This is a genomic window from Streptosporangium nondiastaticum, assembly GCF_003011965.1.
GTDB lineage: Bacteria > Actinomycetota > Actinomycetes > Streptomycetales > Streptomycetaceae > Streptomyces > Streptomyces nondiastaticus.
The window spans coordinates 1-19561 of the sequence record NZ_PXWG01000068.1 but is presented as its reverse complement, the minus strand read 5'-3'; the positions used below and the strand labels follow the sequence as shown (position 1 = coordinate 19561).

At 74.2% G+C, this 19561-nt stretch carries 16 protein-coding genes and 2 tRNA genes; 11 read left to right on the top strand and 7 right to left on the bottom strand.

Annotated elements, in window-relative coordinates; genetic code table 11:
• Positions 1-10 precede the first annotated feature (10 nt).
• Positions 11-880: a spermidine synthase gene (locus B7P34_RS22275; RefSeq protein WP_146166895.1), complete on the top strand. Its 870-nt coding sequence runs from the start codon at positions 11-13 to the stop codon at positions 878-880.
• A gap of 85 nt (positions 881-965) precedes the next feature.
• On the opposite strand, the gene B7P34_RS22270 is transcribed toward B7P34_RS22275, so the two are convergent.
• The 5 genes from B7P34_RS22270 to B7P34_RS22250 form a co-directional block, all read right to left on the bottom strand.
• Positions 966-2354: a GH1 family beta-glucosidase gene (locus B7P34_RS22270; protein WP_106679117.1), complete on the bottom strand. Its 1389-nt coding sequence runs from the start codon at positions 2352-2354 to the stop codon at positions 966-968.
• 58 nt (positions 2355-2412) lie between these two features.
• On the bottom strand, positions 2413-3402 hold the full coding sequence (locus tag B7P34_RS22265; protein WP_286157503.1) for a carbohydrate ABC transporter permease: 990 nt from the start codon (positions 3400-3402) through the stop codon (positions 2413-2415).
• A 12-nt stretch (positions 3403-3414) separates the two neighbouring features.
• The gene (locus tag B7P34_RS22260; protein WP_106679114.1) at positions 3415-4407 is read right to left on the bottom strand and encodes a carbohydrate ABC transporter permease; all 993 of its coding nucleotides are present in this window, start codon (positions 4405-4407) and stop codon (positions 3415-3417) included.
• Positions 4404-5717, bottom strand: a complete 1314-nt coding sequence (locus B7P34_RS22255; protein WP_106679112.1) for an ABC transporter substrate-binding protein — start codon at positions 5715-5717, stop codon at positions 4404-4406. The genes B7P34_RS22260 and B7P34_RS22255 overlap by 4 nt, the downstream gene beginning before the upstream one ends.
• Positions 5718-5936: 219 nt before the next feature.
• A complete protein-coding gene (locus tag B7P34_RS22250; RefSeq protein ID WP_106679144.1) occupies positions 5937-6530 on the bottom strand; it encodes a histidine phosphatase family protein in 594 nt (197 codons plus the stop codon).
• A 340-nt stretch (positions 6531-6870) separates the two neighbouring features.
• Between B7P34_RS22250 and B7P34_RS22245 the strand changes: the two genes are divergently transcribed.
• The 7 genes from B7P34_RS22245 to B7P34_RS22215 all read left to right on the top strand — a co-directional run bounded on the left by B7P34_RS22245 (position 6871) and on the right by B7P34_RS22215 (position 13719).
• Complete coding sequence (locus B7P34_RS22245; RefSeq protein ID WP_223268107.1) at positions 6871-7860, top strand: phosphatase PAP2 family protein; 990 nt, start codon at positions 6871-6873, stop codon at positions 7858-7860.
• Positions 7781-9004, top strand: coding sequence for a hypothetical protein (locus B7P34_RS22240; protein ID WP_223268106.1), 1224 nt, complete (start codon positions 7781-7783; stop codon positions 9002-9004). Before B7P34_RS22245 ends, B7P34_RS22240 begins: the two co-directional genes overlap by 80 nt.
• Positions 8995-10536 carry a hypothetical protein gene (locus B7P34_RS22235; RefSeq protein WP_106679108.1) on the top strand — a complete coding sequence of 514 codons (1542 nt, stop codon included), beginning with the start codon at positions 8995-8997 and terminating at the stop codon, positions 10534-10536. The genes B7P34_RS22240 and B7P34_RS22235 overlap by 10 nt, the downstream gene beginning before the upstream one ends.
• Positions 10533-11939 carry an AAA domain-containing protein gene (locus B7P34_RS22230; RefSeq protein ID WP_223268105.1) on the top strand — a complete coding sequence of 469 codons (1407 nt, stop codon included), beginning with the start codon at positions 10533-10535 and terminating at the stop codon, positions 11937-11939. The genes B7P34_RS22235 and B7P34_RS22230 overlap by 4 nt, the downstream gene beginning before the upstream one ends.
• Before the next feature lie 323 nt (positions 11940-12262).
• Positions 12263-12631 (top strand): hypothetical protein, encoded by a 369-nt coding sequence (locus B7P34_RS22225; protein ID WP_030369746.1) that lies wholly within the window; start codon positions 12263-12265, stop codon positions 12629-12631.
• Between the two features lie 188 nt (positions 12632-12819).
• The gene (locus B7P34_RS22220; RefSeq protein WP_223268104.1) at positions 12820-13482 is read left to right on the top strand and encodes a bifunctional DNA primase/polymerase; all 663 of its coding nucleotides are present in this window, start codon (positions 12820-12822) and stop codon (positions 13480-13482) included.
• 163 nt (positions 13483-13645) lie between these two features.
• Positions 13646-13719 (top strand) — tRNA-Lys (locus B7P34_RS22215).
• Between the two features lie 64 nt (positions 13720-13783).
• Here the strand turns inward: B7P34_RS22215 and B7P34_RS22210 are convergent.
• A complete protein-coding gene (locus B7P34_RS22210; protein ID WP_223268103.1) occupies positions 13784-15028 on the bottom strand; it encodes a M6 family metalloprotease domain-containing protein in 1245 nt (414 codons plus the stop codon).
• 335 nt (positions 15029-15363) lie between these two features.
• Between B7P34_RS22210 and B7P34_RS22205 the strand changes: the two genes are divergently transcribed.
• Positions 15364-17172 (top strand): putative bifunctional diguanylate cyclase/phosphodiesterase, encoded by a 1809-nt coding sequence (locus B7P34_RS22205; RefSeq protein ID WP_353620263.1) that lies wholly within the window; start codon positions 15364-15366, stop codon positions 17170-17172.
• A gap of 54 nt (positions 17173-17226) precedes the next feature.
• On the opposite strand, the gene B7P34_RS22200 is transcribed toward B7P34_RS22205, so the two are convergent.
• Entirely contained in the window at positions 17227-18318 is a 1092-nt protein-coding gene (locus tag B7P34_RS22200; RefSeq protein WP_106679102.1) for an LLM class flavin-dependent oxidoreductase, read from the bottom strand.
• Positions 18319-18583: 265 nt separating this feature from the next.
• On the opposite strand from B7P34_RS22200, the gene B7P34_RS22195 reads away from it, so the two are divergent.
• Complete coding sequence (locus B7P34_RS22195; protein WP_106679100.1) at positions 18584-19342, top strand: IclR family transcriptional regulator; 759 nt, start codon at positions 18584-18586, stop codon at positions 19340-19342.
• A 99-nt stretch (positions 19343-19441) separates the two neighbouring features.
• A tRNA-Lys gene (locus B7P34_RS22190) sits at positions 19442-19515 on the top strand.
• Positions 19516-19561 lie beyond the last annotated feature (46 nt).

The window sequence follows — 19561 nt, the reverse complement described above, 5'->3', positions numbered from 1 at the left end:
TACTTGCCGGGTGGGCAAGGTCAAGAAGAAGCAAGGGCGCGGCCGCGCCGCCGAACCGGTCGCGGAGCAGGTCGCCGGCGGGCTCGCCGAGCTCGTGCCCGACCGTGACCGCCCCCGGGGCTTCACCCTCCTGATCGACGGCGCACCCCAGTCCCACGTGGATCTCGACGACCCCTCGCACCTGGACTTCGCCTACCAGCGCCGGCTCGGCCACATCGCCGACCTCGCCGCACCGCCCGGCAAACCGCTCCAGGTGCTCCACCTCGGCGGCGGCGCCTTCACCCTCGCCCGGTACGTCGCCGCCACGCGCCCCCGCTCGACCCAGCAGATCGTGGAGATCGACGCGCCGCTCGTGCAGTTCGTACGGCGGGAGCTGCCGCTGGACAGCGGCTGGCGGATCCGGGTGCGGGGCTGCGACGCCCGCGAGGGGCTGGCCAAGGTGCCGGACGGCTGGGCCGACCTGATCATCGCCGACGTCTTCAGCGGCGCCCGCACGCCCGCGCACCTGACCAGCGCCGAGTTCGCCGCCGAGGTGCGGCGGGCGCTGCGGCCCGGCGGCTTCTACGCGGCGAACCTCGCGGACGGCCCGCCGCTGGCCTACGTGAAGTCGCAGATCGCGACGGTGGGCACCGTCTTCCCCGAGCTCTGCCTGACCGCCGACCCGGCGGTGCTGCGCGGGCGCCGCTTCGGCAACGCCGTGCTGCTCGCCTCCGACCACGCCCTGCCCGTCGCCGAGCTGACCCGCAGGGCCGCGTCCGACCCGCACCAGGGGCGGGTCGAACACGGCCGGGCGCTGGCGGACTTCACGGGCGGCGCGGCGCCGGTCACGGACGCGAGCGCCCGGCCGTCGCCGGAGCCGCCGCCGTCGGTCTTCGAGTGACAGCCGGGATTCGGGTGCCCGTCGGTCTTCGAGTGACCGTCGGTCTTCCGGTGGCCGCCGGTCTGCGAGTGACCCCGGGCCGCCGCTAGTAGGGCGGCAGCTGGCCCGTCCGGGCGACCTGGGAGTACCAGCGGGCGCTGGACTTGGGCGTGCGCGTCTGGGTGGCGTAGTCGACGTGGACGGCGCCGAAGCGCTTGCTGTAGCCGTGGGCCCATTCGAAGTTGTCGAGCAGCGACCAGAGGAAGTAGCCGCGGACGTCGGCGCCGTCGGCGATGGCCCGCCGGACGGCGTCCAGGTGGGCGTGCAGGTAGGCGATGCGCTCCGGGTCGTGCACCGTGCCGTCGCCGTCGGGCTTGTCGTCGTACGCGGCGCCGTTCTCGGTGATCACCAGGGGCAGGCCGGGGACCTCCTCGGCGAAGCGGACCAGCAGGTCGTACAGGCCGGTGGGGTCGACGGACCAGTCCATGGCGGTCCGTTTGCCGGGCGGGCGGTGGAAGGCGACGCCGGCGGCGCCCGGCCAGGGCGAGGGCTCCGTGGCCTCGCCGGGAAGGCCGTTGTCAGTGGCGGCTGCTACCACTGTGGGGGTGTAGTAGTTGATGCCCAGCGAGTCGAGGGGGTGCTTGATGACGCTCGGGTCGCCGTCGTGCACGAACGCCCAGTCCGTGATGCCCGCCGTGTCGGCCAGCAGGTCGTCCGGGTACGCGCCGTGCAGCATGGGCCCCGTGAAGATACGCGTGGCCAGGGCGTCGATGCGCCGCTGGGCGTCGAGGTCCGCGGGGGCGTCGGTGAAGGCCCGGACGACTCCGGGGTTGAGGGTGACCGACACCTGACCGTGCGAGGGCAGGACCGCGCGCAGGGCCTGGGCGCCCAGGCCGTGGGCGAGGTTGAGGTGGTGGGCGGCGCGCAGGGCTGCCAGGTCGTCGGTGCGGCCGGGGGCGTGCACGCCGGAGCCGTAGCCGAGGAAGGCGCTGCACCAGGGCTCGTTGAGGGTGGTCCACATGTCGACGCGGTCGCCGAGGGCCTCGGCGACGAGGTGGGCGTAGTCGGCGAAGCGGTGGGCGGTGCCGCGCTCGGGCCAGCCGCCCGCCGTCTCCAGCTCCTGCGGCAGGTCCCAGTGGTAGAGGGTCAGGACGGGGCGGATGCCGTGTTCGAGGAGGTCGTCGACGAGGGCGCGGTAGAAGTCCAGGCCCGGCTGGTTGGCGTGGCCGCGGCCGGAGGGCTGGACGCGCGGCCAGGAGACGGAGAAGCGGTAGGCGCCGATGCCGAGGTCCGCCATCAGGCGGACGTCGTCCCGGCGGCGGTGGTAGTGGTCGGTGGCCGTGTCGCCGGTGTCGCCGGCGAGGGTCCTGCCGGGGGTGTGGGAGAAGGTGTCCCAGATGGAGGGGGTGCGGCCGTCCTCGTGGGGGGCGCCCTCGATCTGGTAGGCGGCGGTGGCGGTGCCCCAGAGGAAGCCGGGCGGGAAGTTCACGGTCATCGGGTCTCCCGGGAGAGGAGGGGGCGGGGTGGTCGGAGGAGAGGGAGCGGCGCGGGGGTCAGCCCTTGACGGCGCCCCGCATGATGCCGCCGACGATCTGTTTGCCGAAGAGGGTGAAGGCGAGCAGCAGCGGCAGGGTGCCCAGCAGCGCCCCGGCCATGATCACGGCCTGGTCGGGGACGTAGCCGCGGCCGAGGCCCGTGAGGGCCACCTGCACGGTCGGGTTCTCCTGGGTGAGGGCGATGATCGGCCAGAAGAAGTCGTTCCAGGCCTGGACGAAGGAGAGCATGGCGAGCACGGCCATCGCGGGCCGGGCGACGGGGAAGACGACGTGCCAGATGATGCGCAGGCTGCTGGCGCCGTCGACGCGGGCGGCCTCGACGAGCTCGCCCGGGAGCGCCTCCAGCAGGTACTGGCGCATGAAGAAGACGCCGAAGGCGCTGACGAGGGTGGGCAGGACCACCGACTGGAGCTGATTGGTCCACTTGAGCTCGGCGATGACCATGAACAGGGGGACGACGCTGAGCTGCGGCGGCACCATCATGGTGCCGATCGTCAGGAGCAGCAGCGCGCCGCTGAAGCGGAACTTCAGCTTGGCGAAGGCGAATCCGGCGACGGTGCAGAAGAGCACCGTGCCGAGGGCGACGGTCCCGGCGACGAGCAGGGTGTTGAGGAGGGCGAGGCCCATGTTGGCCTCGGTCCAGGCGGTGCCGGTGTTCTCGGCGAGCCGGGTGCCGAACCAGAAGGGCGGCGGGGTCTTCGCGAGGCGCATGTTGTCGCGGGAGGCGGTGACGGCCGTCCATACCAGGGGAAAGAGCGAGCCTGCCGTGAAGACCGCGAGCACGGCGTAGGTGAGGGGGCCGCCGTGCAGCTGGCGGCCGGCGCGGGTGCGGGCGGTGGCCGGGGTGGGTGCGGGCCCGGGCCGCTGCCGGCGGGGGCGGAGGCGGCCGAGGCGGCGGAGCCTGCGGAGGACGGCCGTGCGGGTGCGGGGCCGCCGCTGGGGGCCGGGGCCTTCTCGCCTCGGTCGTCCGGTCGTCGTGAGCGTCACGGCAGCAGCCCCTCAGTGGCTCTTCCTCAGCCGCCGCGCGATCAGCATGTTGGCCGCGGCGATCAGCAACAGGATCAGGAACATCGTCCAGGCGACGGCGGAGGCGCGCCCGAGGTGGAAGTTGAACCAGCCCTGTTCGTAGAGGTAGAGGCCGAGGGTCTGGAACTGGTGGGAGGCGCCGCCCTTCTGGCCGCCCGCCCCGCCGAAGAGCAGGGGTTCGCCGAAGAGCTGGGTGGCGCCGATGGTGGAGACGACGACGGTGAAGAGGATCGTGGGGCGCAGGGCGGGCACGGTCACGTAGCGGAACTGCTGCCGGCGGGAGGCGCCGTCCAGCGCTGCGGACTCGTACAGCTCGTCGGGCACGGCCTGCATGGCGGCCAGGTAGATCAGGGCGTTGTAGCCCGTCCACCGCCAGATGACGATCGAGGAGACGGCGATCTGGGAGGACCAGGTGCCGTTCTGCCAGTCGACGGGGTCGATGCCGAGGGCGCCCAGGGCCCAGTTGACCATGCCGTAGTCGCGGCCGTAGAGGAGGACGAAGACGAGGGTGGCGGCGGCGACGGAGGTGGCGTACGGGGTGAGGAGGGCGACGCGCCAGAAGGTGGCGGCGCGCAGCCGGTAGTGCAGGAGGTGGGCGAGCCAGAGCGCCATCAGCAGCTGCGGGACGGTGGAGAGGACGCCGATGGTGAGGGTGTTGCGCAGGGCGTTCCAGAAGAAGGCGTCGTCCAGCAGCCGGGCGTAGTTGTGCAGGCCCACCCACTCCATGTGGTCCGGGGAGGCCAGCTCCACGCGGTGCAGCGAGGCCCAGCCGGTGTAGAGGAGGGGGAAGAGGCCGAAGGCGCCGAAGAAGAGGAAGAAGGGGGAGATGAAGGCGTAGGGGCTGTAGCTCACGTCCCAGCGGTAGAGGCGGCGGCGCCAGGGGCCGGGGGCGGGCCTGCCCTGCGCCCGGGGCGGGCGGGGCAGGGGCGTCCCGGCCGCGGCCGGCGTGCGGGCCGTGGCCGTCATGCGTCCACCACGCTGTCGATCTCCCGCTGCGCGGCCTTCCAGCCGGCCTCGGGGGACTTGCCCTGCTGCTCGACCTGGGGGATGCCGACGTCGGTGAAGGCGGTGCCGATCTGCTGCTCCTTCGGGCCGATGACGAGGGTGGGGATCGCACGGGCGGCGGCGGAGAAGATCCGGCCGGTGGGGGCGCCGCAGAAGTAGGGGTTGCGGGCGTCCCGGACGAGGGGCATGGCGTAGGAGGCGGGGGTGGAGGGGATGCTGGCCTGCCGGCCGAAGAGCTTGGCCTGCTGTTCGGGGGCGGTGAGCCAGGCGGCGAGGGCGGTGGCCGCGGCGCGGTGCCGGGCGGCCTTGGGGACGGTGATGAAGGAGCCGCCCCAGTTGGCGGGGCGGGGGGCGGCGGCCACGTCCCACTTGTCCCGGCCCTCGGCGCCGGCCTTCTCCTTGATGTAGCCGAGCATCCAGGGCGGGCAGGCGACGGAGGCGAAGCGGCCGTTGGCGTAGGCCTGGTCCCAGGGCTTCTCGAACTGCTTGAGGCGGGCGGTCAGGCCGCCCGTGGCGGCCTGCATGGCCAGGTCCCAGGACTCCCTGACGGCGCGGCTGGTGCGGTAGACGGGCCGGCCGCGGTGGTCGTAGTAGCGCTCGGCGTGGGCGTGGACGGAGGCGTTGTAGATGCCGGCGGCCGAGTCGGTGAAGACGGTGCCGGCGGGGGCCCTGGCCATGTACCGCTTGCCGGTGTCGATGTACTTCTGCCAGTCGCCGGCCCAGAGGCGGCCCACGCTCTCGCGGTCGGTGGGCAGCCCGGCCTTGGCGAAGAGGTCCTTGCGGTAGCAGACGGCGATGGGGCCGATGTCCGTGCCGAGGCCGATCGTGCGGCCGCTGCGCGTGGTGGCCTGGGCCCACTTCCAGGGCAGCCAGTCGCCGCGGCGGACGCCCGCGGCGCGGGAGAGGTCGACGAAGCGGTCGGCCTGGGTGGTGACGATCTCGTTGATGTTGCCCGTCTCGACGGCCTGGATGTCGGCGAGGCCGCCGCCGGCGGCGAGGTGGGTGAGGAGCTGCGGGTAGTAGGCGTCGTTCCGCTCGATCACGCTCTCTTTGATCGTGACGCCGGGGTGCAGCCGTTCGTACTCGGCGTAGAGACCGGCCTGTTTGTAGCCGAAGACGCCGAAGGTGCCGACGGTGACCGTGGTGCCACGGCCGGCGCCGCTGCCGTCCGCGCCCGTGCGGGCGTCCTCGGCGCAGGCGGCGAAGAGGACCGCGGCGAGCGTGGCGGCGATCCCGAGGGCCGCCTCGCGGCGCCGCGAGGCACGGCTCACGGCGCGGAGGCGGTGCGCCTGCGGGGACCCGTTGCCGTCGCGCTGTCAGGTGCCATCGCTCACGCCCTTCTCCGGGACGCGGCTCGCGCAGCAGAGCCGTGTCACACACCCATTCCGGCATCCGATCATTCCCTCGGACGAGGCGATCATCGCTCCGGCCGCTCCCTCCTCACCCGTAGGAGGGAGCTCGCGCGGGGGCGCCCGGGCGGGGCGGGGGCGTCAGGCGAGGTGGCCGGTGTCGTTCCAGCGTTCGAGCGCCGGGGCGCCGTAGGCCCAGCCGAGGATGGACAGCGAGGTGGGGTCGAGGCGGATGCGGGAGCCGAAGAAGATGTCCTCGCCCAGCCAGCGGGCCGCGATGGTGCGCAGGATGTGGCCGTGGGCGAAGACCAGGACGTCGCGGTCGGCGGAGCGGGCCCACTCGACGACCTCGTCGGCGCGGGCACTGACCTCGGCGGTGGTCTCGCCCTCGGGAACGCCGTCGCGCCAGATCAGCCAGCCGGGGCGCTGCGCCTTGATCTCGGCGGGGGTCATGCCCTCGTAGGCGCCGTAGTCCCACTCCATGAGGGCGTCCCAGGTGGTGGCCCGGTCGCCGAAGCCGGCCAGGTCGCAGGTCTCGTGGGCGCGCAGCAGGGGGCTGGTGCGGACCTCGGTGCCGGGGAGGCCGTTCCAGGGGGCGCGGTGCAGCCGCTCGCCCAGGAGCTTGGCGCCGCGCCGGCCCTCGTCGAGGAGCGGGATGTCCGTGCGGCCGGTGTGCTTGCCGGACAGCGACCACTCGGTCTGTCCGTGCCGGGCCAGCAGGATCCGCGGTGCCATGACGCGCCCCTTCACAGTCTTCGGTGATTTTTCCAACAGAACTCGGCACAGAGCGCCGCGCCGCACCAAGGAATTCGAAAGAACGGCGACAGAAACGCTCCTGCTCGCCCTCCATCATCGCTCACCCGCTGAGCGGCCCTGTTTGCGGTTCCTCACACCCGCCGCAGGCAACCCCGGCCCGAATCGGGGCGTCTCCCTCCCCGCAGCCGTCCGCATCCGCGGAACAGCGGGCGAACTCGGCGTTTCCGGGAAGTCGCGGGGCGGTGTGCGATCGATGCGACGTACACCGTACGGTTGCATGCGCGCTTATTGGCCGTCGGATCAAATGGAGAGCGTACGGATGTACCGCACCGCACCGCTTGGGAAGCGGCCACGCTGGTGGACCGAGCTGCCGCTGATCGCCGTGGTGTACGGGCTGTACTCCGCCGGCCGGCTGCTGGTCCGGGGGGACGTGCAGCCCGCCGTCGACCACGGCCTCGCAATTCTCGATCTTGAGAAAACGTTCCGGATCAACTTCGAGCACCCGCTCAACCGGCTGTTCACCGACCACCCGGCCCTCGGCATACCCGCCGACTTCGCCTACGCGTCGCTGCACTATCTGCTCACGCCCGCGATCCTCGTCTGGCTCTTCCGGCGCCGCCCGGCCGAATACCGCCTCCAGCGCAGCTGGCTGATGATCTCCACCCTCATCGGCCTCATCGGTTTCACCCTGCTGCCCACCTGTCCGCCCCGGCTCCTCGACGCCGGCGAGGGATTCGTCGACACGATGGCCCAGTACGGCTCCTACGGCTGGTGGGGCGGCGAGGCGAGCGCGCCCCGCGGCCTCGGCGGGATGACCAACCAGTACGCCGCGATGCCGAGCCTCCACGTCGGCTGGGCCCTGTGGTGCGGCGTCGTCCTCTGGCGCCAGGGGCGCACCCCCTGGGCCAAGGCCGCCGGCGTCGTCTACCCGCTCGCCATCACCCTCGTCGTGATGGGCACCGCCAACCACTACTTCCTCGACGCCCTCGCGGGCGCCGCCGTCATGGTCGCGGGCCTGCTGCTGGCCAAGCCCGCGCTGCGCCTCGCCGACCTCGTCAAGAGCCGCCTGACCGGCGCGCGACGCGGGGAAACGGCCGGGACGCCCGCGAATGTCAGTGGCGGGTGCGAGACTTCGGCGGGTACAGCGCTTTCCCGGGCGGCGGCCTCCGGCCCCGCCGCCGGAGACGGCCGTCCGGGAGCGCCGCAGCGACCCTTCGAGGCGGATGCCCGTGACCAGATCCCCCGACAGCCTGCCCCCGGCACGGCCGACGACGCCCGCACCGGCGACGCTGCGGCAGCGGCTCGCTGAGCTGCGCGGGCCGGGCAGTCCACAGCGCCCGCTCGACGCCCGCGCCCTCGCGGCCCTCGCCGCCAACCCCGGCTGCCGCCGCCGGGTCCTGCTGGACGGCGCCGGAGTCGACAAGTCCGCCCTGGCCCGGGCCCTCGGCGCGCCGGCCGCCTTCGGGCAGTCGCAGTTCGCGATCACGCGCGGCCACTCCTTCGAGGCCCGCGCCAAGGCCGACGGCGGCGCGGAGCTCGTCCGGCTCCTCCATGAGCAACTGCGCGACGGCACCCCGGCCCCCGCGCCCGGCTCCGTCGACGTGCCCGACCTGACCGCCGGCGGCCCCGAGGGCCGCACCGCCCGGACGGCGCTCGCCCTGCGCGAGGCCACGGCCGCCGGCCGCTGGGCGCTCCTCGACCACCCGCTGCTCGCCCTCCCCGTGGCGGGCACGCCCGCCTTCCTCGAACCCGACGCCGTGGTCGTCCACCCCGACGGGACGTGGACGGTCGTCGAGATCAAGTCCTTCCCCGTGATCGACGGCGCGGCCGACCCCGCCAAGGTGGGCGCCGCCGCCCGGCAGGCCGCCGTCTACGTCCTGGCGCTGGAGGAGCTCGCGGCCCGGACCGCCGACGGCGACCCCGCGCGCGTGCGCCACGAGATCCTGCTCGTCTGCCCCAAGGACTTCGCCAACGTCCCGGCCGCCGGGCTCGTCGACGTCCGCAAGCCGCGCGCCACCACCCGCCGCCAGCTCGCCCGGCTCGCCCGCGTCGAGGACATCGCCGCGGAGCTGCCCGCCGGCACCACCTTCGACCTGTGCCTCGCCGACGACGGCAAAACGGCGGGCCGCCCCGCCGAGGAGCTCGCCGCCGCCGTCGAAGCCGTCGGCGCCGCCTACGCCCCGGAGTGCCTGGCCGCCTGCGAGCTCGCCTTCCACTGCCGCGCCCGGGCCCGCGCCGAAGGGGCCGTGGCCGCCCTCGGCCGGGGGCTGCGCGGGGAGCTGGGCGGGCTCACGACCGTCGAGTCCGTGCTCGCCGCCGCGCTCGGCCCGGAGCCCGCCGAGGAGGAGGCCGGCGTGCCCGACCCCACCGTCGCCGCGCTGCGCCGCGCCGCCGCCCTCCGCGCGGAGGCCCTGGCTCCGCCCCTGACGGGAATCGAGGCCGCATGTCGCTGATCACGACGCTCGCCCGGATGGAAGCCGTACGGGACGGGCGCGCACAGCCCCTGACGACCGTGCGCCACCGGCATCTGACCGAGCGGCCGCTGGTGTTCGTCCCGCTGACCACGGCGGGCGAGGCCGGCGCCCCGCTCGGCGCGCTCGTCGGCACCGACCGCGAGCGGCCCCGGCTGCTGGTCGTGCCGCAGCCGCGCGACCGCGACCTGCGCTCCGCGTTCCTCGCCGAGCTGGCCGAGGAGATGCTGCCCTACGTCGAGGGGTTCGCCGGGGACGTCACCCTGGAGGAGCGCAAGGAGACCGATCCGGCGACCGGCAAGAAGGTCACCGTCCAGGTCGAGCTGTGCGCCGGGGCGCCGCAGCTGCTGGTGCCGAGCGCGGCCGGCGTCTCGTACGTCCGGCTGCTCGGGCGCTCCATGCGGTTCCGCCGCACCGCGGAACAGGACCCCGGCACGCCCCACCCCGCTCCCCCGCGCGTGCCGCTCCTCGGCCGCTGGCTGACGCACTTCGGCGAGCGCGCCCGGGTGCCCGGTTCGTCGCTGCTGCTGCCCATGACGGAGCTGCTGAGCCGCCACTGGGCCACGGGCCAGAGCACCCTGGAGGACCAGCACCTGGGGGCGCTGCTCGCCTGGATCGACCCGCCGGAGGGGCTGACGGGCGCGGAGGCGGCGCTGCGCGCGGAGCTCGCGCGCGACGCGGCCGGGCAGCTGCTCCACCCGCCCGCGGGCCCGGCCACCGACCCCGCCTTCGACAACAAGCTCCTGGCCCCGGCCGTCGCGCGCCACGACGCCGGGCTGCCGGGCGCCGCGGAGGAGCTCCGCGCGCTCCTGGAGACGCAGCTGCGCCCCACGTGGGAGGCGGTCTGGCGCGGCGTCGACCTGCTGCGGGCGCTGCCCGAGGGGGAGCGGGCCGGCGAGCGCTGGAAGCGGGACCGCTGGTCGTACACCGCGCACCGCGACCGCGTCCGGGCCGGCGAGCCGCCGCAGCCCCGGCGGGACGATGCGGTGACGGCCGCCCGCAAGCTCGCGGCGCGGGAGACGGCACAGGCACAGCTGGAGGCACAGGAAGCGCTGGACGATCCGCTGGTGATGGCCGGGCGGCGGCTGGCGGGCGAGGCGTTCGCGGGGGAGGTCACCGAAGTGGTGATGGAGTACACGGAGGCGAAGGTGCCGCGGCCCAGGCCGCTGGTCACCGTGCGCACGGACGACGGCCCGTATCTGGCCGAGGGAGCGAAGGTGCACCGCGTCCTCGCGGACGGCAAGGCGCAGTCCGCCGAGTTCGTGGGCCGCGTGCCCGGGGATCCGGGGGCGCTGACGGTGCGTCTGACGGGCGGCATGGGGCGGGGCAAGGCGCCCGAGCCGGGTTCGGTGCCGGAGAAGGGGGACCGCGTGTGCTGGACGCTCTTCGAGCACGCCCCGCGCGGCGGCCCCGAGCTGCCCGATCCCGAGCGGACGCCGTGGACGCACGGCGGGCCGCCCGGCGAGCCCGGGGTGGAGCTGCCCGATCCGGTGACCGCGGAGGATCTGCTGTGAGGACGCCGGCGGTGTGCGCGGAGAACGCGGAGAACCCCGCGGGGGTTGTCCCCCCGCCGCGCGGGCGCGCCTGGGACCCGGGCGCGGCCGCCGAGGACGTCACGCGCAGGATCCTGCACGACACCCTGCACAGCCCCGAGCGCGGCGTCGTCGTCGACTCGCCGCCGGGCGCGGGCAAGTCGACGCTCGTCGTGCGGGCCGCGCGGGAGCTGGCCGCGGCGGGCCGCCCGCTGATGGTCGTCGCGCAGACCAACGCCCAGGTGGACGACCTGGTGCTGCGGCTGGCCGCGAAGGACCCCGAGCTGCCGGTCGGGCGGCTGCACAGCAGTGACACCAGCCCGTACGACCGGGCGCTCGACGCCCTGCCGTCGGTGGTGACGTCCGCGAAGGCGGCGGAGCTGGCGGGCCTTCCGGTCGTGGTGTCCACGGCCGCGAAGTGGGCGCACACGAAGGTCGCCGAGCCGTGGGGCCACGCGATCGTCGACGAGGCCTACCAGATGCGGTCGGACGCCCTGCTCGCCGTGGCCGGGCTGTTCGAGCGGGCGCTGTTCGTGGGCGACCCCGGGCAGCTGGACCCCTTCAGCGTGGTGGGGGCGGACGGCGTCGCGCAGTGGGCCGGGCTGTCGTACGACCCGTCGGCGAGCGCGGTGAGCACGCTCCTCGCCCACAATCCGCGGCTGCCGCAGCACCGGCTGCCGGTGTCCTGGCGGCTGCCCGCGTCCGCGGCGCCGCTGGTGTCGGCCGCCTTCTATCCGTACACGCCCTTCCGCAGCGGCACGGACCACGGCGACCGGCGGCTGTCCTTCGGCGTCGCCTCGGACGGCTCGGGCCCGGACCGGGTGCTGGACGAGGCGGCCGTCTCGGGCTGGGGCCTGCTGGAGCTCCCCGCCCGGCACACGCCGCGCACGGACCCGGAGGCGGTCGGCGCGGTCGCGCGCGTCGTGCGGCGGCTGCTGGACCGGGGCGGGGTGGCCGTCAGCGAGGCGGCGCCGGATCCGGTGCCGCTCACGGCCGCCCGGATCGCGGTCGGCACGGCCCACCGCGACCAGGCCGCGGCGGTCCGCGCGGCGCTGGCCGGGCTGGGCGTGCAGGGCGTCACGGTCGACACGGCGAACCGGCTGCAGGGCCGGGAGTTCGACGTGACGGTCGTCCTCCACCCGCTGTCGGGCCGCCCGGACGCGACGGCCTTCCACCTGGAGACGGGCCGCCTGTGCGTGCTGGCCTCGCGGCACCGGCACGCGTGCATCGTCGTGTGCCGGGCGGGCGTGGACCGCCTCCTGGACGAGCACCCGTCGACGGAGCCGGTGCAGCTGGGAGTGACGGTGAAGTTCCCGGACGGCTGGGAGGCGAACCATGCGGTGCTGGCACATCTGGCCGAGCACCGGGTGGCTTGGCGCCCGTGAGGGCGCCCCCCCTCCGCCGCAACGGCGCCCGGCGCCCTTCATCCGCCGCCGCGGCGCCCGGCCGAAACGCGCCTGTCCGGCGGTGCCGAACCGAACGTGCCTGCGATGGCTGCGCACGGCTCGGCACCGCCGGAGTCCGCCGTCGGGCATCCCGCCGTCGCGGCGGAAGGAAGCGGCCGGCGCCTCGGGGAGACGGCGGGCCGGGGGCAGCCCGGAGGCGGACGTAACCGGCCTCGAGCATCGGCGCAGAGGACACCGCCGGGGGCGCCCTTGCGGTGCGCAGGACAATGGATGGCGGTGCAGACGATCCTGGAGGTATGTACATGTCCGAGCCGCAGTCGGCTCCCGACGCGGGCCCGAGCGACCGGCCGCGTCGTCTGAAGCCCGCGCAGCTGCTCTTCGAGCCCCCGGAGGCGGTCGCCGACCCCGAGCACTTCTTCGATCTGGAGTCGATCGAGGATCCCCGTGAGCTGCTGGCCCGTTCCACGGAGCTCGCGCTGGCCTTCCGTGCCGCGGCCGACCGGGCGACCGAGTTCCAGGCCGTGGCGGCGGCCCAGCTCGCCGACCCGCGGCGCTTCGACCGGCTGTCCACGGCCGTGATCGCCGAGCGCGCCGAGTGGAGCGAGGACTACGCGAAGAAGATGGTCGAGTTCGGCCGTGACCTGCTGCGCGGCGGCGGGACCGGCGAGTGACCGGCGCCCCGTGAGGCGCGCCGCCCTCCGGTCCGGGGGTCCCTCGCACCCCGGACGGCCCGTGGCCGCCACGACGACCATGGGCCGTTGGCATATGCGGCGCGAAAAATAGCGCACCGCACCCCGCGCTGTCCCGACTTCCGCAACTCCCCGGGTTCCCGGCGACCGCACCGCTGAGCATGGGCGCCATGACCTCACGGCAGCACGACCCGCGCGATCCGCTGATCCGGCCGTTCACCCGGCGCACCGACGCCCCGGGCGTCCCCGGCGAGCCCGGCGTCCCCTCCCGGCTCCCCCTCGCCGCCGCCTACGTCACCCTCGCCGGGGCGGACTGGCTCGCCTCGGCCAGCCCCTTCCCCCGGAGCGTGCACGCGCTGTGGATCGACTGCCCGGCCCATCCGGTGGTGCTGCCGTGCGGCGTCGCGTTCGACGTGGTCAGCGTGCCCGCGCTGTTCGGCCGCCGGATGCTGGACCGCTTATGGGGGAAGGGGCCGGGTTCCGGCCCGGTCGCCGCCCAGCGCGGCCGGCTGGAGCTGTTCGCGGTGCCCGGCACGGCTCAGCGGCTGCCCGCGCTGCTCGGCTGGGAGGAGTGGTCGCGGGCGATGCCCCCGCTGCTGTGCCACGGCACGGGCGACACGGTGACCGTCCCGCCGCTCTACCCGCCGGGTCCGGACGAGCCGGTGCCGCCCGCCTCCCGCTGGGTGGTCGCCCCGGAGGTGCGGTATCCGTGGCTGCCGGATGCGGAGGCGCTGCTGTGGGCGTGCGTGCGGGTGGCGCGCGCGGAGGCCGGCTCGCCGCTGGCGGAGCTTCCGCGCCGGGCGGCGGCGCGCGCGCCCGAGCCGGCGCTGTGAGCTGCCGCACACCCCGCCGCGCCACCCCCGCGCGACCGCCCGCGCAACCCCCTCGTACGACCCGGCCCACCCCGCTGACCTGCAGCGTCCCGCCCGTGGCCCGCTGAAACATCCGGATTTTCGTTCCACCCGATCAGGGTGCTAGAGTCTTCTCTGTCAGCAGGCGCCGCTAGCTCAGTTGGTTAGAGCAGCTGACTCTTAATCAGCGGGTCCGGGGTTCGAGTCCCTGGCGGCGCACAGACAGGCGAAGGCCCTCACCGCAAGGTGGGGGCCTTCGTCGTGCGTGCCGCAACGCGTCGTCTCACGCCCGGCTCACCCCGACCGTCCAGGACCCGCCGGCCGTCCTTCCCCGTACGGTCACCCGGACCCCGTCCGCCTCGGAGCTGAGCGACTCCCCCACCCCCAGCGGAGCATCGGCCAGCGGCGGGTAGACGGACTCGCCCCAGCAGGCCTGGTGGCCCGGATGCCCGTCGAGGACCTGCACCGGCCCGCTGCCGGAGGCCGTGTCGCTGTGCACGCGGTAGATGAGGACGCCTTCGGTGCAGGCGCCGCTGTCGTTGCCGTAGGCGGAGCGCGCTTCCAGGGCGAGGGCGGTGGTGGCGCCCGTGCGGATGACGACGAGGCGGGTGCGGTTGTCGCCGCCGGGCTGCATCGGCGTCTCCAGGGGCTGGAGGGTGTAGAGGGCGCGGCTGGGGCCGCGGGCGCAGGCGACCTGCGCGGGGGTGAGCCAGCCGAGTTTCCACTTGTGCCAGGCGAAGGGGTCGGAGGCGAGCCCGAACTGGCTGCCCATGAGGTCCCAGTCGCCGACGTGGGTGTCCCAGTCGCCCTTGCCGTCGGTGGGCCGGTGGTAGAGGTCGGGCAGGTCCAGGACGTGCCCGGTCTCGTGGGCGAGGACGTTGCGGTCGGGCGGGTGGTGCTCGAAGACGGTGACGATGCGGCGCAGCGGGGTGCCGTCGGCCTGCAGCGGCCGGTCGAGGTTGACGACCTTGGTCGCGTCGGAGTCGACGCCGGGGGCGTCGGGGTCGGCGACGAGGTAGACGAGGTCGTAGCGGCTGAAGTCCACACCGGGGTCGGCCGCGGCGACGGCGTCGCGCAGGTAGTCGGAGCGCCGGTCGCCGTCCCAGTCGCGCTGTATCCGGTACGAGGTGGCGGACCGCGGCATCCGGAACCACCGCTTCACGGGGTGGGCGCGCAGCGAGAACCGCCCGTAGGACGCCCGTTCGAAGAAGCGGGAGGTGGCGGGGAAGTGATCGGCCGCGAGCTTCCCCGGATCCACCTGCGGCTTGGAGTCCGGGAAGGACAAGAAGATCATGACGGCGTCGAGCCGGCCCACAGGGCGTGGGTAGGCGGGGTTCCAGCTGTCGAGCCCTTCGGAGTGGTGGGCCTGGCTGCGCGGGAGCGCACAGGGCCCGCCGGGCCCCACGGCCTGCGCCGGGACCGCGACGAGCGTGGTCGCCGCGATGGCGCACAGGACGGTGAGGACGGCCCCGACGCGGCGCAGCGGCCGCGGCCGGTCCACTCCCATGGGTGTCTGCGGACGCACCACGTCGACCTCCCGGGACGGATTCGGGACACCTCATCCACCCTCAGTGGATTTGTGGTGTTATGCCCTATTCCGCTGCTCCGGTCGAGTGACTAGGCCGACTTCTGGGTACATCACACTCAGTCACTGACGGTCAATCGAGATGGTGTGGCACTACAGGCTCAGGCACGAGCGCGCACGGTCGTGCAGAAGTGGACAACCCGGGGTCGGCGGCCCGGCCTCGCCCGTGAGGGCCGCTGGAACGGTCCTCTCGCGAGCTCTATGATCGCCACATTTCCAGCACGGATACCCCGGGCGGACGGCCTCCCGCCGCCTGTTCGGACACGCGTACGAGATCCATGAGACCCATACGAAGCCAGTGCGGAACGAATGCCATGCGGGAGCGAGCGGTGAGCGGAACCCTCGATGGGCAGGGCGGCGCGCCCGGCCCTACGCCTACAGTCGTCACGCAACGTAATGAATCCAGTGATTTTCGTGCCGCGTTCAATGCCGCCCAGCTCGCCATGGCCGTGGTGGGCCGCGACGGCCGGGTGCGCACCGCCAACCACGCCCTCGGGGCGCTGCTGGGCACCGATCCGGCCCGGCTCGCCGACGCCCCGGCCGCCGAGTTCACCGGCCTGCGCGAGGACTCGCGCACCTGGAGCGCGTACCGCGAGGTGCTGCTCGGCCGCCGCGAGCGGCTGCACTGCACCCGGCGGCTGAAGCACACCGGCGGGCAGGGGGTGTGGGCCGAGGTGATCGTCACGCCGCTGCCCGACAGCTGCGACACCCTCCTCTCCGTCGCCGACATCAGCGACCGGCGCGACCTGCGGGCCCGCCTGCGGCACCTGCGGATGCACGACCCGGTCACCCGGCTGCCCAACCGCAGCCTGTTCTTCGAGCGGCTGACCACCGCGCTCGCCACGGCCTCCGCCGCGGACGGCGGCACCGGCCGGATCGGGGTCTGCTATCTGGACCTCGACGGCTTCAAGGCCATCAACGACACCCTCGGCCACCGGGCCGGCGACAGACTCCTGGGCGCGGTGGCGCGCCGGCTGAGCGAGTGCGCCGCGCCCGGCGGCCATCTCGTCGCCCGCCTCGGCGGCGACGAATTCGCCCTGCTCGTCGAGGAGTCGGAGGGCACCGAGCAGCTCGTGCGGCTCGCCGCCTGCGTCCAGGACCGGCTCCAGCGGCCGTTCGAGGTGGCCGGGCAGCGGCTGTCGGTCTCGGCGAGCATCGGCGTCGTCGAGCGCCCCGCGGCCGGCACCCACGCCACCGAGCTGATGCAGGCCGCCGACACCACGCTCTACTGGGCGAAGGCCGACGGCAAGGCCCGCTGGACGCTCTTCGACCCCGAGCGCAACGCCCACCGGATGACCCGTCAGGCCCTGTCCAGCACGCTGCGGCCCGCGGTCGAGCGGGGCGAGTTCGTGCTCCAGTACCAGCCGCTGGTGGGCCTCGTCGACGGGGTCGTCCGCGGCGTGGAGGCGCTGGTGCGCTGGCGGCACCCGCAGTTCGGGGTGCTCCCGCCGAATCGGTTCATCGGCCTCGCCGAGGAGACCGGGGCCATCGTCCCCCTCGGCCGCTGGGTGCTCGGCACGGCCTGCCGCCAGGCCAGGCGCTGGCAGCTCGAACACCCCGCGGAGCCGATCGTCGTCAGCGTCAACGTCGCGGTGCGGCAGGTGTGGGACTCCGACCTCGTCTCCGACGTGGCGGCCATCCTCGCCGAGACGGGCCTGCCGCCGCGGCTGCTGCAGCTGGAGCTCACCGAGTCGGCCGTGATGGGCTCGGCCGGCCGCCCGCTGCAGCAGCTGCGCCAGCTCAGCGACATGGGCGTGGCCATCGCCATCGACGACTTCGGCACGGGCTACTCCAACCTCGCCTACCTCAGCCGCCTGCCGGTCTCCACGCTCAAGCTCGACGGCTCCTTCGTCCGCGGCTTCCGCGCCGAGGAGCCGCCGAACCCGGCGGACGAGACGATCGTCGAGGCCCTCGTCCAGCTCGCGCACCGGCTGGGGATCACGGTGACGGCCGAGTGCGTGGAGAGCGCGGAGCAGGCGGAGCGGCTGGGGCGGATCGGCTGCGACACGGGACAGGGCTGGTTCTACTCCCGGCCCGTGCCGGCGGACTCGATCTCGTCGCTGCTGATGACGGGGGTACGGCCGTAAGCCGCCCGTACGGGCTGAGCGCTCCTCCGGCCGCCACGCCACGCGGGCGGACCGCTAGCTCAGCCCGTACACGTCCGCGATCAGCTCGTAGCTCCGCAGCCGCGCGTCCGCGCCGTGCACGCTCGTCGTGATCATCAGCTCGTCGACCCCGGTGGTCTTCACGAGGTGGTTCAGCCCGTCCCTGACCGCCTCGGGGGTCCCGTGCACCGCGCTCGCCAGCCGGTCCTCCACGAACTGCCGCTCCGCCGGGCTGTAGTCGTACGACTCGGCCTCCTCCGGCGTCGGCACGAGCCCGGGCCGCCCCGTGCGCAGCCGCAGCATCGACAGCGCGCCGGTGAGCAGCTGGCGCCTGGCCTCCGCCGGGTCCTCCGCGGCGAAGGCCTGCACGCCGATCTTGGCGTACGGGCGGTCGAGGACCTCGGACGGCCGGAAGCACTGCCGGTACAGCTCCAGCGCGGCGACGGTGTTGCCGGAGGAGAAGTGGTGCGCGAAGGAGAAGGGCAGGCCCAGCGCCCCGGCGAGCCGCGCGCTGAAGCCGGACGAGCCGAGCAGCCACACCGAGGGCCGGTCCGCGCGCTGCACGCCGCCGGGGACCCGGCCCTGGACCGGTCCGGGCACGGCGTGGATCCCGGCGTAGCGGTGCCCGTCGGGGAAGTCGTCGTCCAGGAAGCGGATCAGCTCCGCGAGCTGCTGCGGGAACTCGTCCGCGCCCTCGCTGAGCCGGTCCGCGCGGCGCAGCGCGGCCGCCGTCGCGCCGTCCGTCCCGGGGGCGCGCCCGAGGCCCAGGTCGATGCGCCCGGGCGCGAACGCCTCCAGCGTGCCGAACTGCTCGGCTATGACCAGCGGCGCGTGGTTGGGCAGCATCACCCCGCCGGAGCCGAGGCGGATGCGGTCGGTGTGCGCGGCGAGGTGGGCGAGCACGACGGCCGGGGAGGAGCTGGCGATGCCCGGCATCGAGTGGTGCTCGGCGACCCAGAAGCGGTGGTAGCCGCGGCGCTCGGCGAGCCGGGCCAGCTCGACGGTGGTGGCGAGGGCCTGGCCGGCGGTCCGGCCCGCGCCGACGGTCGCCAGGTCCAGTACGGACAGGGGGACGGGGGCGCTGCCCAGGGCCTGTCCCCGGATGAAGTCGTCCTGCGCGTCGGGCACGGTGGTCCGCCTTCCTCTTCCTGATCTGTTCGCTGCGTCTGTACGCGACGTCTGTACACGCGTCTGTGCGTGCGTCTGTTCCTGATCGGTTCCCGCTCCGCTGCAGCCGGAGACTCTCTCCGGTTATTCCCGGTCCCGCCCCTCGGCCGCGGCCCGGCCGGCATGGCAACGGCATATGCCGTACTGCCAACACCCTCTTCCTGCCATGCGTTTCGCGGTTATCGTGGTCGGCGGGAGACTCGCCGGAAGCCCGTAGGGGGAGACCGTGGCGCTCAAGCCCGACCCGACCGCGCCGTTCCACTCGGTGCAGTACGCCCTGCGGGTGCTGGAGGCCGTCGCCCGGTACTCCGGCGGCGTCACCGAGGCCCAGATCTCCCGCGAGACCGGCCTGCCGGCCGCCCACCTGGCGCACCTCCTGCCGATGCTCCGCCACGAGGAGTACGTGCAGCGGACCGGCGACGGCGGCTACGTCACGGGCGACGCCCTCACCCTCCTCGGCTCCGGCGGCGACCGCAGCGCCGCCCTGCACCACAAGCTCCAGCAGTCGCTGTACGAGCTGCGCGACTCGCTGGGCGCCGCCGTCTACCTGAGCCGCTACATCGACGGCGAGGTCCGGATCGCCCAGTGCGCGGACGCCCCGCACATGCCCCGGGTCAACGAGTGGGTCGACTTCCGCTCCGCCGCGCACGCCAGCGCGGTCGGGAAGTGCCTGCTCACCCAGCTCGACCACGACGACCGCCGCGACCACCTCTCGCGCCACCGGGCGGCCCGGCTCACGTCGCGGACGATCACCAGCGAGAAAGTGCTGCTCAACGCGCTCGACCGGCAGCCCGCGACCGTCCCCGTCCTCGATCTCCAGGAGTACGCCCTCGGCACGGTCTGCGCCGCCGTCCCCGTCACCGCGGGGAGCTCGGTCGGCTGCGTCGCCCTCTCCCTGCCCCTGGCCCACGCCCACCGGCTGCGGCAGGCAGCCGAGTCGCTGAACCGGCGGGCCGCTCCGCTCATGCTGTCGATGGCCCTCTAGCCCCTGGGACCGCCCCTCGGACAGCCCCCGGAAGGTGCCCAGGGACGGGGGTGGTCGGGAGCACCCCCCGGGACCAGGTATATTTATCTCTGTCAGCAGGCGCCGCTAGCTCAGTTGGTTAGAGCAGCTGACTCTTAATCAGCGGGTCCGGGGTTCGAGTCCCTGGCGGCGCACAGACAGGCGAAGGCCCTCACCGCAAGGTGGGGGCCTTCGTCGTGC

What these genes read in the sequence shown, in the direction of transcription:
- B7P34_RS22225 (WP_030369746.1), top strand. Translation starts at nt 12,263, where the DNA reads ATGTCCGAGCCGCAGTCGGCTCCCGACGCGGGCCCGAGCGACCGGCCG.
- B7P34_RS22270 (WP_106679117.1), bottom strand. Translation starts at nt 2,354, where the DNA reads ATGACCGTGAACTTCCCGCCCGGCTTCCTCTGGGGCACCGCCACCGCC.
- B7P34_RS22250 (WP_106679144.1), bottom strand. Translation starts at nt 6,530, where the DNA reads ATGGCACCGCGGATCCTGCTGGCCCGGCACGGACAGACCGAGTGGTCG.
- B7P34_RS22245 (WP_223268107.1), top strand. Translation starts at nt 6,871, where the DNA reads ATGTACCGCACCGCACCGCTTGGGAAGCGGCCACGCTGGTGGACCGAG.
- B7P34_RS22205 (WP_353620263.1), top strand. Translation starts at nt 15,364, where the DNA reads ATGAGACCCATACGAAGCCAGTGCGGAACGAATGCCATGCGGGAGCGA.
- B7P34_RS22220 (WP_223268104.1), top strand. Translation starts at nt 12,820, where the DNA reads ATGACCTCACGGCAGCACGACCCGCGCGATCCGCTGATCCGGCCGTTC.
- B7P34_RS22260 (WP_106679114.1), bottom strand. Translation starts at nt 4,407, where the DNA reads ATGACGGCCACGGCCCGCACGCCGGCCGCGGCCGGGACGCCCCTGCCC.
- B7P34_RS22235 (WP_106679108.1), top strand. Translation starts at nt 8,995, where the DNA reads ATGTCGCTGATCACGACGCTCGCCCGGATGGAAGCCGTACGGGACGGG.